Source organism: Streptomyces sp. NPDC047869 (assembly GCF_040704065.1).
Taxonomy (GTDB): domain Bacteria; phylum Actinomycetota; class Actinomycetes; order Streptomycetales; family Streptomycetaceae; genus Streptomyces.
Genome location: NZ_JBEYRK010000018.1, coordinates 129,260 through 143,441 on the forward strand (window position 1 = coordinate 129,260; position 14,182 = coordinate 143,441).

A 14,182-nucleotide genomic window follows, 5' to 3' on the forward strand; every position below is an offset into this window, starting at 1 on the left:
GTCAGTACGTCCAGCGGTAGGCCGCCGCGACCCGGGCGTCGTCCAGGCCGTCCACCGCCGTCGCCTCACCGAGCCGTACGGCGGTCACCGCGTCCGCCAGGACCGGGCCCAGCGCGGCCCGCAGCACCTCGTCGGCGCGGAACTCCCCGACGGCCCCGAGCAGCGACGCCGGCAGGCGGCGTACGCCGAGAGCCGCGGCCTCGTCCGGGCCGTACCGGGCCGGGTCCCCGGTGATCTCCTCCGGCAGCGTCCGGGACGCCGCCAGGCCGTCAAGACCGGCGGCGATCACGCAGCCGAACGCGAGATACGGGTTGGCGGCCAGGTCGACCGGCTTGACCTCCATGTTCGCCTCCTGGGCCCGGCGGCCCGTCGTGCCGGTGACCATCCGCAGCGCGGCCTCGCGGGTCTCCCGGCCCCACGCGGCGAACACCCCCGCCCACTGGGAGGGCCTGAGCCGCAGATAGCTGGCCGGGCTGGGCGCGGTCACCGCCGTCAGCGCGGGCAGGTGCGCGAGCACCCCGGCCGCGAACGACTCCGCCTCGGCCGTCATGCCGTACCGGCCGTCGCCGCCGGCGTGCAGGTTCGTCCCCTCGCGCCAGCACGACAGGTGGAGATGCCCGCCGTTGCCGACGCCCTCGGCGAGGACCGCGGGAGAGAAGGACACCCGCAGGCCGTGCCGCCGCGCCACCGCCCGGATCGTCTGGCGCACCAGGACGCTGCGGTCGGCGGCGGCCACCGGGTCCAGCGCGCCCACCGAGACCTCGAACTGCCCGGCCGCGTACTCGGGGTGGATCTGGTCGACGTCCACGCCCTGGGCCGCGAACGCCGCGTACAGGTCGGCCGTGCAGTCACTCAGCCCGACCTGCCGGGCGGCGCCGTACGCCGGACCGGTCACCGCCGGGACGAACTCCCCGTCGGGCGTGCCGTCGAGTCCGAAGGCCCACTCGACCTCGATGGCCGCCCGGAAGGCGAGGCCGTGCTCCTCGGCGGCCTGTGCGACGATCCGGCGCAGGAAGGTGCGGGAGCAGCCGGGGTGGGGCTCGCCCTCCTGCGTGATCCGGTCCACGGGCGCCCAGGCCCAGCCGGGCTGCCCGGCCAGCACCACCAGCCGGTCGAGATCGGGGTAGAGCCTGAGGTCGCCGTCCGGGGAGCCGAGGACGTCGGTGGTGACGATCGAGTCGTCGGCCAGGAACGTGTCGAAGACCGGCGACATGCCGACCCCCCAGGCCGCGGCCGCCCCCAGCCGGGCCGTCGGGATGGTCTTCACCCGGCCGACGCCCGCGGTGTCCACGTACGCGAGGACGATGCCGTGCACGCCCCGCGCGGTCAGCTCGGCGGTGAGCGCGGCGACCCGCTCCGGGTCGCCGGGCCGCCCGCCGGGCACCGGGTCGGCAAGGGTGGTCATACGTCCTCCTCGACGGGCTCGGCCCCGGCCGGGGGCGGCGGGGCCGGGCTCGGCTCCGGTCCGCGGGTCCGCTCAGGGTTTCACGGCCACCGCGCCGAACTGCGGTACCGCGGCGCCGTCGGGTTCGGCGCGCCACTGCGAACACGGCACCAGGCCCGGCTCCACCGGCTCCAGACCGTCGAGGAACCCGGCGATGTCCGCGCGGCCGCGGGCGACGATCGGCGGGGTGGCGTTGGCGTTCCAGAACTCCATCGCGGCGATGTTGCCCTCGCCGCCGACCTCGGCGTCGAAGGTGGGGTGGGTGAGCACCAGGAAGCTGCCGGAGGGCACCGCCGCCATGATCCGCCGCACGATGTCCCGGGCCTCGTCCACGTCCAGGACGAAATTGAGGATGCCCAGCATCATCACCGCGACCGGCCGGTCCAGGTCCAGGGTCCCGGCCGCGCCGCGCACGATGGCCTCGGCGTCGTGCACATCGGCGTCGATGTAGTCGGTGACGCCCTCGGGTGAGCTGGTGAGCAGCGAGCGGGCGTGCACCAGGACGATCGGGTCGTTGTCGACGTACACGATCCGGGAGTCGGGCGCGACACGCTGCGCGATCTCGTGGGTGTTGTCCACCGTCGGCAGGCCCGTGCCCACGTCGAGGAACTGGCGCACCCCGCGCTCGGCGGCCAGGTAGCGCACCGCCCGGCCGAGGAAGTCCCGGTCCGCCCGGGCCACCGCCCGGATCACCGGGAACATCCCGGCGACGTGCTCGCCGACTCGCTGGTCGACCTCGTAGTTGTCCTTGCCGCCGATCCAGTAGTTCCAGACCCGCGCGTTGTGCGCCACGGAGGTGTTCAGCCTCGCCGGTCCGGCGGCAGGGGAATGCCCCTCGCTCACGTATCCGCCCCTCTCACGTGCGGTTGCCCGCAGTCATTGTGCCGCTCCTTGATCGCGCTGTCCCGGGAAACCCGGAGCGTGAGGGGCCGGGCACCCTCCGGTGCCCCGCGGCGCATGAGGAACACTGGATCAGTACCCATCCCCGATCCGGAAGCAGGACATGCACGCCACGCCCGCGCCCCTCGCCGACGTCCCCGCACCCGTCACCGGCTCCGTCGGCATCCGGCTCGTCGTCACCGACATGGACGGCACACTGCTGGACGACGCCAAGCGCGTCCCCGACGGCCTGTGGCCGATGCTCGCCGAACTGCGCCGCCGCGGCGTGCTGTTCAGCCCGGCCAGCGGCCGCCAGTACGCCACGCTGGCCCGGGAGTTCGCGGACGTCGCCGAGGGGATGGTGTTCATCGCGGAGAACGGCACCTACGTCGTCCGCGACGGCGTGGAACTCAGCTCCGACCCGCTGGAGCCGGCCGTCGCTGCGGACGTCGCCCGTACGGTACGGCGGCTCGCCGCGGACGGCGTCGACGTGGGTGCCGTCGTCTGCGGCAAGCGGTCGGCGTACGTCGAGCGGTCCGACGAGGCGTTCCTCGCGGAGGTGCGCAAGTACTACGTCGAGCACCGCGTCGTCGAGGACGTCACCGCCGTCGAGGACGAGGTGATCAAGGTGGCGCTGTTCGACTTCGGCTCGGCCGAGCACAGCACCGCCCCGGCCCTCGAGGCGTTCGCCGCCACCCACCAGGTCGTCGTGTCCGGGGAGCACTGGGTCGACGTCATGAACCGCACCGCCAACAAGGGCGCCGCCCTGCGCGGCCTCCAGCGCGAACTGGGCATCACACCGGCGCAGACGATGGTGTTCGGCGACTATCTCAACGACCTGGAGATGCTGGACGCCGCCGAGTGGTCCTTCGCCATGGCCAACGCCCACCCGGAGGTCGTCCGCAGGGCACGCCGGCTCGCCCCGGCCAACAACGACAACGGGGTGCTGCGGACGATCGCCGAGGTGATCGGGATACCGCTGCAGCGGGCCTGAGTCAGCGCTTCAGCCCGACCGCGCCGTACAGCGAGACCGGTGCGGCGCCGTCGGGCCCGTCCTCCGAGCGCCACCGGGCGACCGACTCGATCCCGGGCGGCAGCAGTTGGAGTCCTTCGAGGAACACTCCGACCTCGGCCCGTGAGCGGGCCACCAGGGTGACTCCGCCCGCCGCGTACGCGGCGATGCCCCGCCGGACGTTCTCCGGCTCGAAGTCGGCCGTCAACATCGACAGCACCAGGCAACTGCCCGGGGCCAGCGCGTCGACCAGCGTGCGGACCAGCTCGTGGGCGCCGTCCTCGTCGGCGACGAAGTGCAGCAGCGCGATCAGGGAGAGGGCGACGGGGCGGCCGAGGTCCAGTACGCGGGAGGCCTGTTCGAGAATGGCGCCCGGATCGCGGGCGTCGGCCTGGAGGTACTCGGTCACGCCCTGCGGGGTGCCGCGCAGCAGCGCGTGCGCGTGGGCCAGCACGATGGGGTCGTTGTCCACGTAGACGACGCGGGCGTCAGGCGTGACGGACTGGGCGATCTGGTGCAGATTCGGTTCGGTGGGTATGCCGGTGCCGATGTCCAGGAACTGGCGGATACCCAAGTCCCCGGCCAGCGCTCGGGTGGCGCGGCGCATGAAGGCCCGGTTGGCGAGTGCCGCGCGCGGGGCGCCGCCGTCGATCGCCGCGATCTGCCGGCCGAGCTGTTCGTCGACGGGGTAGTTGTCCTTTCCGCCGAGGAACCAGTCGTAGACCCTGGCCGGATGCGGCCGGGTGGTGTCGATCGCCTGGGCGGCCGGCTCGGTCCCCGTCACGTGCTGCTCCTCCGCTCGACCGGACCCCCGTGGTCAGCCGGGGGATCGGGAGCAGTGTGACACGATCATGAGGCGCGGCGCAGACAGTCTTCGGCCACCTGTCCGTCCAGCGCCGCCCGTACCAACGCCGCGGCCAGTACGGCCGGTTCGGTGTCCCCGGCGAGCCGCGCCAGGCGGCCGGAGTCCTCCGGCAGGCCCAGCCGGCCGGCGCCGGACAGCGCCTTGGCGTCGAAGTACGGCGCGACATCCGGCCACACCCGCTGGGCCTCACGCAGGAAGATGTCGGCGCCGGCCGGCCCGATGCCCGGCTCCTCCTGAAGGAGCCGCCTGAGTTCGCCGGTGTCGTCGCCCGCCTTCTCGTGGAGCCGGCGCAGATCCCCGCCCCAGCGGTCGTTCAGCAGCTTCGCGCCGTCCCCGAGTTGCGTGGCCGTGCGCTCGTCGTAGCGCCGGTAGCCGCCGCGGCCCAGCGCGTCCACGCGCTGCTGCCAGTCCGCCCCGGCCATGCGGCGGGGGCTGTCGAGGCGGTCCTCGTGCAGCGCGCGGGCCGCGGCGAGCGCGACCGAGGCCCTGATCCGCGCGCTCAGCAGGAGGGAGAGGACGAGCAGCCGGTACAGCGGCTGCGGGGTGTCCTTCAGCCGTATGCCCGCTTCTTCGGCGTACGTCCGCCCGTACCCGGACACCAGCTCTCGCACGACCCGTTCGTCGCGGTTCACGTCGCGTCCTACGGCTTGAGCGGGTCGTGCCCCAGCGTCATCAGCCGGTGCCGGCGGCGGGTGTCCTCCGGGGTGCGCTCCGGCTCGGGCTCGTTCTCCATGTCCACCAGGTCCACGACGGTGTCGACGACCCGGTGCATCACCCGGACGTCGTCGTCGGTCAGGTCGGTGCGCCGCTTCTGCAGGATGGCGAGGACGTGCTGCCCGGTGGGTGAGCCCGCCTGGTCGGGCAGCGGCTCCACCTCCTCGTCGGCGTCCCGGACCCTGAGCCAGGCGGCGAGTTCCGCCGAGGTCATGTTCACCACGCGGTGGAAGTCCTCCCACAGCGCGTCGATCTCGAGTGCGTCCGCCATGGATTTCCCCTTCCGTTGCGGGGGCCGGCTCACCCGCGGCGGGCCGGCCGTCGTGCGTCGGGCCGGTGCCGGCTCACTTCTCGTCGCGGGGCCAGTTCTCGGCCTCGAACATCCAGCGCTGCTTCTCCAGGTCGGCCGTGATGGCGATCAGCAGGTCCTGGGTGACCGGGTCCGGCTCGTCGGTGGCGGCGATGCGCTCCCGCAGCCGGCCGATCACCGACTCGAGGGCCGACACCATCAGCTCCACCACCTCGGTGTCACGCAGCCAGCCCTCCTTGGTCCGGGGCAGGGCGAGGGCCGCGGCGACGGTCTCGGGCCGCCCGTCCGGCGGCAGGCCGAGGGCGGCGGCGCGCTCCGCGACCGTGTCGGAGTGGGCGCGGGCCGTGTCGACCACCTCGTCGAGCTGGAGGTGGATCGAGCGGAACCGCGGCCCGACGATGTTCCAGTGGGCCTGCTTGCCGATCAGCGACAGACCCAGCAGGTCCACGAGGGTGTCCTGCAAGGCGCTACCGGTGATCTTGAGCGCCTCGTCGGACAGCGTGCTCTTCACCACGGTCATGGCGCTGTTCTCTCCTTCTGTCGTCATTCATTCGTGACGTGCCGGTTCATGGCGTTCCGTACGGCTTGATGCCGTGACATCCGGCTTCGTGGCGTCACGTCCGACGATGCGGGTGCCCGGCGGGTGCCGGGGCAAACGTGCCTGATCAGCGGGGGAGTACCCGGTCCAGGAAGCGGATGACCTCGGCGAGGACCTCCGCCCGGTTCGTCTCGTTGAAGACCTCGTGCCGTGCCCCGGCGAAGATCCGTTCGGTCAGCCGTCCGCCGCTGAGCCGCTCCACGCCCACCCGGCTGCCCGGCGGCGGCACCAGCCGGTCGTCGTCCCCGTGCAGCCACAGCAGCGGCAGCGCCCCGATGTCCCCGCCCTCGTCGACGGCGTCGAGGGTGCGGACGAACGCCTCCAGCGTCGGCCGCTTCATCGGGCCGTGCCAGACCAGCGGGTCGGCGGCGTACGCGGCGCCCACCGCGGGGTCGCGGGAGAGCGCGGCGGGGCTGATCGGGGTGTCCGGGATCTCGTCCAGGGCGAGCAGCCGGCCGGGCAGCTCCCAGGCGCCGATCACCGGCCCGGACAGCACCAGTGCGCTCAGCTCGGACCCGTACCGCTGGGCGTACCGGGCGGCGATCAGGCCGCCCATGGAGTGGCCGAGCATGACCAGCGGCAGCCCGGAATGCGCGGCGCGGGCCAGTCCGGCCACCCGGTGCACGTCCGTGACCACGTCCTCGAAGTCCTCGATCACCACCCGCTCGCCCGCCGACCGCCCGTGCCCGACGTGATCGGGGCCGTACACCGCCGCCCCGTCCGCGGTCAGCGCGTCGGCCAGTTCGTCGTACCGGCGGACGTGCTCGCCGTACCCGTGCACCATGACGGCCAGGTACCGCGGCTCCGGGTGCGGCCACTCGGTCAAGGTGATGCCGCCGAGGTCGTGCTCGCGGACGTCGGTCATGTCTCCTCCAGCCGGTTCGGCGCGGGTCACGGGAGGATCTTCCCAGGGGGCGGGCGGTCGGGCTATAGTCCAAAACTAGCAGTGCTAATTAAGGGTGCTGCCGAACGGACCCCGGTCCGTGCTGATCCACAACGTCGTCGGTCAGGAGTCCCAGCCGTGCGTCCCGTCCACTTCGCGGCCGCCCGCCGCACCCCCATCGGCAAACTGCGCGGTGCCCTCTCCACGGTGCGGCCCGACGACCTCGCGGCGACCGTGATCCGCCGTCTGGTGGCCGACCTGCCCGCCCTGGACCCGGCCCGCATCGACGACGTCTACTGGGGCGCCGCCAACCAGGCGGGCGAGGACAACCGCAACGTCGCCCGGATGGCCGCGCTGCTCGCGGGCCTGCCCGAGTCGGTGCCCGGCGCCACCGTCAACCGGCTGTGCGCCTCCGGCCTCGAGGCGGTCACCGCCGCCGCCCGCACCATCGCCGCCGGCGAGGCCGACATCGTGCTCGCGGGCGGCTCCGAGTCCATGAGCCGCGCCCCCTTCGTGCTGCCCCGCCCGGACGAGGCCCTGCCGCACCGCATCGAGACCCACGACACCCGGCTGGGCTGGCGCCTGGTCAACCCCGCCATGAAGGACCTGCACGGCCTGCTGGCCATGGGCGAGACGGCCGAGGAGGTCGCCGAGCGGTACGGCGTCTCCCGCGCCCGCCAGGACGAGTTCGCCCTGCGCAGCCACCAACTGGCCGCCGCCGCCCGCAAGAACGGCCACTTCGACGACGAACTCCTGCCCGTGGACCGCCCCGACGGCATCACCGTCGGCCAGGACGAGTGCGTCCGCGAGGACACCTCGCTGGAGAAGCTGTCCCGCCTGAAGCCGGTGTTCCGCGCGGGCGGCACGGTCACGGCGGGCAACGCGTCCCCGATGAACGACGGCGCCGCCGGACTGCTGCTGGTCAGCGAGGAGGCACTGAACGAGCTGGGCCTGGAGTCCCTCGGCCGGTACGTCGCCGGTGCCTCCGCGGGCGTCCATCCCGACGTGATGGGCATCGGCCCGGTCCCCGCCACCCGCAAGGCGCTGGCCCGGGCCGGCTGGACCATCGGCGACCTGAGGGAGGCCGAGTTCAACGAGGCGTTCGCCGCCCAGGCCCTCGCCTGCGTCGACGAACTGGGCATCGACCCCGACCTGGTGAACCCCACCGGCGGCGCGATCGCCCTCGGCCACCCACTCGGCTGCTCCGGCGCCCGCATCCTCACCACCCTGCTGCACCGGATGCGGCGCACGGGCGCCGGGCGCGGGCTCGCGACCATGTGCGTGGGCGTGGGACAGGGCAGCGCCGTGCTGGTCGAGAGGGGCTAGCAGGGCTCCGGCGGGGAAACGACGCTCCCCGGCAAGGGGATCGGACCGAGGGACCCGGTCCAGGGAGCACCTCGGCCGGTCCACGTACCCGCGCCGCGTGGAAAACGGTCCGACGCGCCGGACGCGTGCACATAGCATCGGTCGCCGTATGAACACGATGACGCTCTGGCACATATCCGGCTGGGGGTTCGCCGCCCTCGCCCTCGCGGCCCTGCTGGTGGGCTTCTCCAAGACCGCCGTCAGCGGGGCCAACACGGTCAGCCTCGCGGTCTTCGCCGCGGTCCTGCCCGCCCGCGCCTCCACCGGAGTTCTGCTGCCCATCCTGATCGCCGGTGATGTGCTCGCCGTGCTCACCTACCGGCGGCACGCCCACTGGCCCACGCTGTGGCGGCTGTTCCCGGCCGTCGCGGCCGGCGTGGTGGCCGGCACCCTGTTCCTGCTGTGGGCCGACGACGCGGTGGTACGGACCTCGATCGGCGCGATCCTGCTGCTCATGGCCGGCGTCACGCTGTGGCGGCGGCGCGGGGCCGGGACGGAGGCCGAGCCGGACGAGGTCACCACCCGGGCCGGCCGGATCAAGGCGCGCTCGTACGGCGTCCTCGGCGGATTCACCACGATGGTCGCGAACGCGGGCGGCCCGGTGATGTCGATGTATCTCCTTTCCGCGGGCTTCCGCAAGCTCGGCTTCCTCGGGACGTCGGCCTTCTTCTTCCTCATCGTGAACGTGTCCAAGGTGCCCTTCAGCGCCGGACTCGGCCTGATCGACGGCCGCTCCCTGCTCCTCGACGCCGCGCTCGTGGTGTTCGTCGTGCCCGGCGCGTTGATCGGCAAATGGGCTGTGAACAGGATCAACCAGCGGCTCTTCGAACAACTGGTGATCGCCGCGACGATCGTCGGCGGTGTGCAGCTACTGCTGCGCTAGGCCCAGCAGCGCCGGGACGTCCGCGAAGGAGTCCACGACGTGGTCGGGAGTGCCGCTCGCGTTCTCGTGCGTCTCCGGCCGGTACTTCCCCGTCCGCACCAGGACCCCGGTGAGCCCGGCACGCTGCGCCGCGAGGACGTCCGACTCGATGTCGTCCCCCACCATCAGCGCCTGGTCCGCACCCGCGCCGAGCCGGGACAGCGCGGCCTCGAAGAACGCCCGGGACGGCTTGCCCGTGACCTCCGCCTCCACCCGCGCCGCCCGCTCGAGACCGAGCAGGAAGGCACCGGAGTCCAGTTGCGGCCCGGAGTCGGTCCGCCAGTACAGATTGCGGTGCATGGCGACCAGTCGCGCCCCGCGCTGCAACTGCCCGAAGACCCGGTTCAGCGCCGCGTAGTCGAACTCCGGCCCCGCACCCCCCACCACGACCACGTCCGCACCGTCGTCCACCACGGTGATGTCCCCCAGGTCCGCCCCCACGTCCCCGCTGTTCAGGAGGGTGCAGCGGGCGCCCGGGTAGTGCTCGGCGAGATGGACGGCCGTGGCGGCGGGCGCGGTCAGCACCTCCTCCACATCCGCCTCGAAGCCGGCCCCCGACAGCGTCCGGACGATCGACGCCCGCGAACGGGACGTCGTGTTGGTCACCAGGACCACACCGAGACCGGCCCCGCGGATCCGCGCCAGCGCCTCCACCGCACCCGGCAGCGGCTTCCAGGAGACGGTGAGGACACCGTCGATGTCGATCAGGACGGCACGCACGGATTCCATGGCCCGACGGTAGCCGCCCGCGCGGCCCGTGGCCGTCCGCGCCGCGGCCCGGTCCGAGCGGCCTCGGTACGCTCACCCCCATGTCCCCGCACGTCCTGATCCTCGGCGGCACCACCGAGGCCCGCCGTCTCGCCGCGGAACTCGCCGCACGCCCCGGTGTCCGGGTGACCACCTCGCTGGCCGGCCGGGTCGCCCGTCCGGCGCCGGTGCCGGGCGAGGTGCGGATCGGCGGTTTCGGCGGGCCGGAGGGCCTCGCCGACTGGCTGCGGGCGCACCGGGTGGACGTCCTGGTCGACGCCACCCACCCCTTCGCCGAGACGATCACGGCCAACGCGGCCCGCGCGGCGGCGGCCACCGGGGTCCGTGCCCTGGTGCTGCGCCGCCCCGGCTGGCGGTCGCGGCCCGGTGACGACTGGCACTTCGTCCGCTCGCTGGACGCGGCCGCCGAGGCGCTGCCCCGTCTGGGCCGACGGGTGTTCCTCAGCACCGGCCGCCTGGGGCTCGCCGCCTTCCGGCACCTGACGGACCTGACCTTCGTCGTCCGGTCGGTGGATCCGCCCGAGCCGCCGCTGCCCCCGGACACCCGGGTGGTCCTCGCCCGCGGCCCGTTCACGGTGACCGACGAGACCCGCCTCCTGCGCACCCACCGGATCGACGTCCTGGTCACCAAGGACAGCGGAGGCGAGGCCACGGCCGCGAAACTGACGGCCGCACGGGACCTGGGACTGCCCGTGATCGTCGTACGCCGTCCCGAACCCCCCGCCGGCGCCACGGTGGTGTCCGACGTGGCCGGAGTACTGGAGCGGCTGGGCCTCAGCTCTCCCCGGGATTCCGGCGCAGCAGATATGTGTCCATGATCCAGCCCTTGCGCTCCCGGGCCTCGGCACGCACCCGCTCGATGCGGGGTCCTGCCTCGGCGAGCGGGCCGGAGACGAGGATCTCGTCCGGGGTGCCTAGGTACGCGCCCCAGTAGATGTCGATGTCCTGTTCCGCGTACCGCCGGAAGGCCTGGTGCGCGTCCAGCATCACCACGACGTCGTCCACCCCTTCCGGGAAGCCTTCGGCCAGCCGCCGCCCGGTCGTGATCTGCACCGGCCGGGCCACCCGGTTCAGCCCCGTGCGGTGCCGGGCCACCAGGGAGGAGACGCTGCTGATGCCGGGCACCACGTCGTAATCGAACTCGACCGCACCCCGCTCCAGCACCTCCTGGAGGATGCCGAGCGTGCTGTCGTACAGCGACGGGTCCCCCCACACCAGGAACGCGCCGGTGCCGTCCTCGCCCAGTTCCTCGGTGATCAGCCGCTCGTAGATGCCCGCGCGCGCGACGCGCCAGTCCTCCACGGCCGGGGAGTACGCGGTCCCGCCCGCCGTACGGTCCCGCTCCGGGTCACGTGCCGTCACCACCCGGAACCCGCCCTCGGGAAGATGCGCGTCGAGCATGTCCCGGCGGAGCCGGGTGAGGTCGCTCTTCACCTCGCCCTTGTCGAGCAGGAAGAACACGTCCGTGCCCCGCAGCGCCTTGACCGCCTGAAGGGTCAGCTGGTCGGGGTCGCCCGCACCGATACCGATGACATGAATCGTTCGCACGCCCAGAGTCTGCCGTATGCCACCGACAGTGATGCCACCGCCTCCGTGGCGGCCCTGGGGGAGCCGGTCAGGAGACCAGCCGCGGCGCCTCGGCCGCCGCCTCGACGGACCCCGGCCCCCGCTCCACCCGCCCGGCCAGCTCCCGTGCCCACACGGCGAGCCCGGCCAGGTCGATCCCGTAGGGCCGGTCCTCGCCCCGCGCGACCTCCCACTCCTCGACCGCGCCCGCACCGCGCCGCAGCAGCCGCGCCCCGCCGGTGTCGTTGCCCCGGGCCGCGTGGGTGAGCCCCACCGCGAGCTGGGCGAGACCGCGCCACAGCGTGCGCTCGTCCTCGGGCCCCGACTTCCAGGCGTCCTCGAACACCTCGTGGGCGTGGAAGGGCCGGCCCGCGTCCAGCAGCGCCTGCGCCTCGGCGACCGTCTCCCGGGCGGTCCGTACGACCCCCTCCGGCTGCCGTTCGACCCCGTCGGCCCCGTACGGCAGCGGCCGTCCCAGCCCGTCCCGGGGCCGGGCGCTGCGCGCCCGCCCGTCCGGGTCCCGGTCCCGGCCGCCCGCCGGACCTCCCGCTGCCGTGTCCGCGTCTGTCATACGGCCCATTGTCCCGGTCCCGTTCCGGGGCGTCTTCGGCGCACCCCCGCACGTGGGGTAAAGTGCTGTTCGCGCGATCACGCGGGTCACCGCGAGTGAACGCATCGGGACGTGGCGCAGCTTGGTAGCGCACTTGACTGGGGGTCAAGGGGTCGCAGGTTCAAATCCTGTCGTCCCGACCATGCTTTACGCAGGTCGGAGGCCGTTCTCTCACTGATGGGAGAGCGGCCTTCCGTGCGTCCGGCGGGTGGCCCCCCGGCTGCCCAGGACGGGCGGGGGCGGGGATGCGACGCTGGAGTGAGGGGCTCGCGAGTCTGCCGGGCGGCCCCCGACCGGCAGCCGGTCGGGCCGATTTCTGTCTCCGTCCCGAGTGAACGTCCCGGAGAGCAGGTGGTTTTCATGCGCAGTCCGACCCGTGCGGCCGGTGTCCTCACCGCACTGGCCCTCACCCTCGGCGGTGCGGTTTTCACCGCACCCGCGGCCCGGGCGGACATCCCCGCCTGCGCGCAGATGGCCGCACAGGCCGGTGCCACCGCCACCGACTCCGTGACAGCGGCCTGCAGCCGCGGCGTGGTCGGAGACCTGCAGAGCTGTGTGGCCGGGCTGACCGAGGCCGGAGTGGCGGGCGGCGCCGCGAACGGCGCCTGCCGGGCGGCGGCCCACGAACCTCGTTAGCGGGCCGCGCGCGGCAGCGGGGCGCCCCGGACGGCCGCGGACGCCGAAGCCCCGGTCAGGCGGTCCGCTGCCGCCGGGCCGCCATCACCGCGTACACGATGATCCCCGCGAACAGGAACAGCACGCCCTGGTACACCGCCGCGTAGCCGGCGCCCGCGACGAGCCAGATCGAGAAGGCGGCCGCAACCGCGGCGACCACGGCGTCCCGGACCAGTCGCGCCCGGTCGACCGACTCGCGCCGGCCGGACACCAGGTGGAACACCTGGGCGGCGGTGGCCAGCAAGTAGGGCACGGTCGCGGTGAAGGTGGTGACGAGCACCAGCATGTCGAAGACCTTCGCCGAGCCCGCCGTGTAGTTGTACACGGTGAGCAGCGAGGCGAGGACCACGGTGACACCGACGCCGACGGTCGGTACGCCCCGGCGGCGGCGCGCGAAGGCGGCGGGGAACAGGCCGTCGCGGGCCGCGGCGTACGGGGTCTGGGCGCTCAGCAGTGTCCAGCCGTTGAGGCAGCCGGTCATCGAGACCAGGGCGGCGAGGGCCACGGCCCAGCCGCCCCAGCTTCCGCCGAACATGGCGTTCACGGCGTCCGAGAACGGCGCGGTGGACGTCACCAGACGGCCGTGTCCGACCGTGCCGAAGACCGACAGGGTGCCCAGCAGGTACACCAGGGCGGCGCCGGCGGTGCCGATGACGGTGGCGCGCCCCACGTTGCGGCGGGCGTCCCTGACCTCGCCCGCGCTGACGGCGGCGGACTCGACCCCGAGGTAGGAGAAGAGCAGCAGGGCGGCGCACGCGGACACCGCGCCGATGGCACCGCCGCCGGTGGCGTTGAACGGCCCGAGCTTCGCCGGGTCGAAGAAGAACAGCCCGCCGACCGCGACGAGCAGCAGCGGGACGAACTTCAGCACCGTGGAGACGAGCTGTACGGCGCCCACGTAGCGGGTGCCGGCGAAGTTGGCGAGCGCGGGCAGCCACTGCAGCACCAGGGCGGCCAGGCACGCGCTCCAGCGGTGGCCGGCCACCGGGACCAGCACGTCGAGGTAGCCGACGGCGGCCACGGCGAGGGCCGCGTTCGATACCCAGGTGGTGATCCAGTACGCCCAGGCGGCGAGGAAGCCGGCGAAGTCGCCGAAGGCCTCGCGGGCGTAGACGTAGGGGCCGCCGGTGCGCGGGTCGCGCCGGGCGAGCCGGCCGAAGACCAGGGCGAGCGCGATGGCGCCCACCGTCAGGACGGCGAAGGCGACCAGGCTGACGGTGCCGTAGGGGGCGACGGAGGCGGGGAGCAGGAAGATGCCCCCGCCGATGATGTTGCCCATGACCAGGGCGGTGGCTACGGGCAGCCCGAAGCGGCGGGCGTGCCGTCCGGTGTCGCCGTTCGGGTCCTCGGCGGGAACGGGGTGGGTTCCCGAGGGCGCCGGAGCCGGCTGCTCGGCGGTCCCGGTGACGTGCATGGGTGGGTGTGCCTCTCATCGAACGGGTGTTCCCGGGATCGCCGGGACCAGCCCATGGTCGGGGATGCCCCGACCTGGCGCAAAATCGCCGCTTATTGTCCCGTTGGACCCGTTCGATGACGAAAAAACTGCTCGTCTGAGGCCTTCGTACCGCGAG

Annotated in this window: 16 protein-coding genes and 1 tRNA gene; 6 read left to right on the forward strand and 11 right to left on the reverse strand. The window is 73.5% G+C overall.

Features of this window, described 5'->3' with window-relative positions:
* Position 1: 1 nt before the first annotated feature.
* Both AB0924_RS23435 and AB0924_RS23440 read right to left on the reverse strand, forming a co-directional pair.
* Entirely contained in the window at positions 2 to 1,405 is a 1,404-nt protein-coding gene (locus AB0924_RS23435) for a glutamine synthetase family protein (RefSeq protein WP_366912409.1), read from the reverse strand.
* 72 nt (positions 1,406 to 1,477) lie between these two features.
* Positions 1,478 to 2,287: an SAM-dependent methyltransferase gene (locus tag AB0924_RS23440; protein WP_366912410.1), complete on the reverse strand. Its 810-nt coding sequence runs from the start codon at positions 2,285 to 2,287 to the stop codon at positions 1,478 to 1,480.
* 160 nt (positions 2,288 to 2,447) lie between these two features.
* On the opposite strand from AB0924_RS23440, the gene AB0924_RS23445 reads away from it, so the two are divergent.
* Positions 2,448 to 3,317, forward strand: a complete 870-nt coding sequence (locus AB0924_RS23445; RefSeq protein WP_358932502.1) for a Cof-type HAD-IIB family hydrolase — start codon at positions 2,448 to 2,450, stop codon at positions 3,315 to 3,317.
* Position 3,318: 1 nt separating this feature from the next.
* Here AB0924_RS23445 and AB0924_RS23450 read toward each other — a convergent pair whose 3' ends face one another.
* From AB0924_RS23450 to AB0924_RS23470, 5 genes are all read right to left on the reverse strand, one after another.
* The gene (locus AB0924_RS23450; RefSeq protein ID WP_366912411.1) at positions 3,319 to 4,119 is read right to left on the reverse strand and encodes an SAM-dependent methyltransferase; all 801 of its coding nucleotides are present in this window, start codon (positions 4,117 to 4,119) and stop codon (positions 3,319 to 3,321) included.
* Between the two features lie 65 nt (positions 4,120 to 4,184).
* Entirely contained in the window at positions 4,185 to 4,832 is a 648-nt protein-coding gene (locus AB0924_RS23455) for an endonuclease (RefSeq protein WP_358932506.1), read from the reverse strand.
* 8 nt (positions 4,833 to 4,840) lie between these two features.
* Positions 4,841 to 5,185 carry a DUF3140 domain-containing protein gene (locus AB0924_RS23460; RefSeq protein ID WP_358932508.1) on the reverse strand — a complete coding sequence of 115 codons (345 nt, stop codon included), beginning with the start codon at positions 5,183 to 5,185 and terminating at the stop codon, positions 4,841 to 4,843.
* A gap of 73 nt (positions 5,186 to 5,258) precedes the next feature.
* Complete coding sequence (locus AB0924_RS23465) at positions 5,259 to 5,744, reverse strand: DNA starvation/stationary phase protection protein (RefSeq protein ID WP_366912412.1); 486 nt, start codon at positions 5,742 to 5,744, stop codon at positions 5,259 to 5,261.
* Between the two features lie 145 nt (positions 5,745 to 5,889).
* Positions 5,890 to 6,687, reverse strand: coding sequence for a lysophospholipase (locus AB0924_RS23470; RefSeq protein ID WP_358932512.1), 798 nt, complete (start codon positions 6,685 to 6,687; stop codon positions 5,890 to 5,892).
* 156 nt (positions 6,688 to 6,843) lie between these two features.
* Between AB0924_RS23470 and AB0924_RS23475 the strand changes: the two genes are divergently transcribed.
* Both AB0924_RS23475 and AB0924_RS23480 read left to right on the forward strand, forming a co-directional pair.
* Positions 6,844 to 8,031 (forward strand): thiolase family protein, encoded by a 1,188-nt coding sequence (locus AB0924_RS23475; RefSeq protein ID WP_366912413.1) that lies wholly within the window; start codon positions 6,844 to 6,846, stop codon positions 8,029 to 8,031.
* Positions 8,032 to 8,179: 148 nt separating this feature from the next.
* On the forward strand, positions 8,180 to 8,953 hold the full coding sequence (locus tag AB0924_RS23480; protein WP_366912414.1) for a sulfite exporter TauE/SafE family protein: 774 nt from the start codon (positions 8,180 to 8,182) through the stop codon (positions 8,951 to 8,953).
* Here AB0924_RS23480 and AB0924_RS23485 read toward each other — a convergent pair.
* On the reverse strand, positions 8,939 to 9,721 hold the full coding sequence (locus tag AB0924_RS23485; RefSeq protein WP_366912415.1) for a TIGR01458 family HAD-type hydrolase: 783 nt from the start codon (positions 9,719 to 9,721) through the stop codon (positions 8,939 to 8,941). The genes AB0924_RS23480 and AB0924_RS23485 overlap by 15 nt on opposite strands.
* Before the next feature lie 80 nt (positions 9,722 to 9,801).
* On the opposite strand from AB0924_RS23485, the gene AB0924_RS23490 reads away from it, so the two are divergent.
* Positions 9,802 to 10,578 (forward strand): cobalt-precorrin-6A reductase, encoded by a 777-nt coding sequence (locus AB0924_RS23490; RefSeq protein ID WP_366912416.1) that lies wholly within the window; start codon positions 9,802 to 9,804, stop codon positions 10,576 to 10,578.
* On the opposite strand, the gene cobF is transcribed toward AB0924_RS23490, so the two are convergent.
* Both cobF and AB0924_RS23500 read right to left on the reverse strand, forming a co-directional pair.
* Positions 10,535 to 11,308 (reverse strand): precorrin-6A synthase (deacetylating), encoded by a 774-nt coding sequence (gene cobF / locus AB0924_RS23495; RefSeq protein ID WP_366912417.1) that lies wholly within the window; start codon positions 11,306 to 11,308, stop codon positions 10,535 to 10,537. The genes AB0924_RS23490 and cobF overlap by 44 nt on opposite strands.
* Positions 11,309 to 11,375: 67 nt before the next feature.
* Positions 11,376 to 11,897 carry a DUF309 domain-containing protein gene (locus tag AB0924_RS23500; RefSeq protein ID WP_366912418.1) on the reverse strand — a complete coding sequence of 174 codons (522 nt, stop codon included), beginning with the start codon at positions 11,895 to 11,897 and terminating at the stop codon, positions 11,376 to 11,378.
* A gap of 105 nt (positions 11,898 to 12,002) precedes the next feature.
* Here AB0924_RS23500 and AB0924_RS23505 point away from each other — a divergent pair.
* Together AB0924_RS23505 and AB0924_RS23510 are read left to right on the forward strand one after the other, a co-directional pair.
* Positions 12,003 to 12,079, forward strand: a tRNA-Pro gene (locus AB0924_RS23505).
* Positions 12,080 to 12,296: 217 nt separating this feature from the next.
* Entirely contained in the window at positions 12,297 to 12,572 is a 276-nt protein-coding gene (locus AB0924_RS23510) for a hypothetical protein (protein WP_366912419.1), read from the forward strand.
* A 55-nt stretch (positions 12,573 to 12,627) separates the two neighbouring features.
* Here the strand turns inward: AB0924_RS23510 and AB0924_RS23515 are convergent, their stop codons facing one another.
* The gene (locus AB0924_RS23515) at positions 12,628 to 14,025 is read right to left on the reverse strand and encodes an amino acid permease (RefSeq protein WP_366912420.1); all 1,398 of its coding nucleotides are present in this window, start codon (positions 14,023 to 14,025) and stop codon (positions 12,628 to 12,630) included.
* Between the last annotated feature and the right edge of the window lie 157 nt (positions 14,026 to 14,182).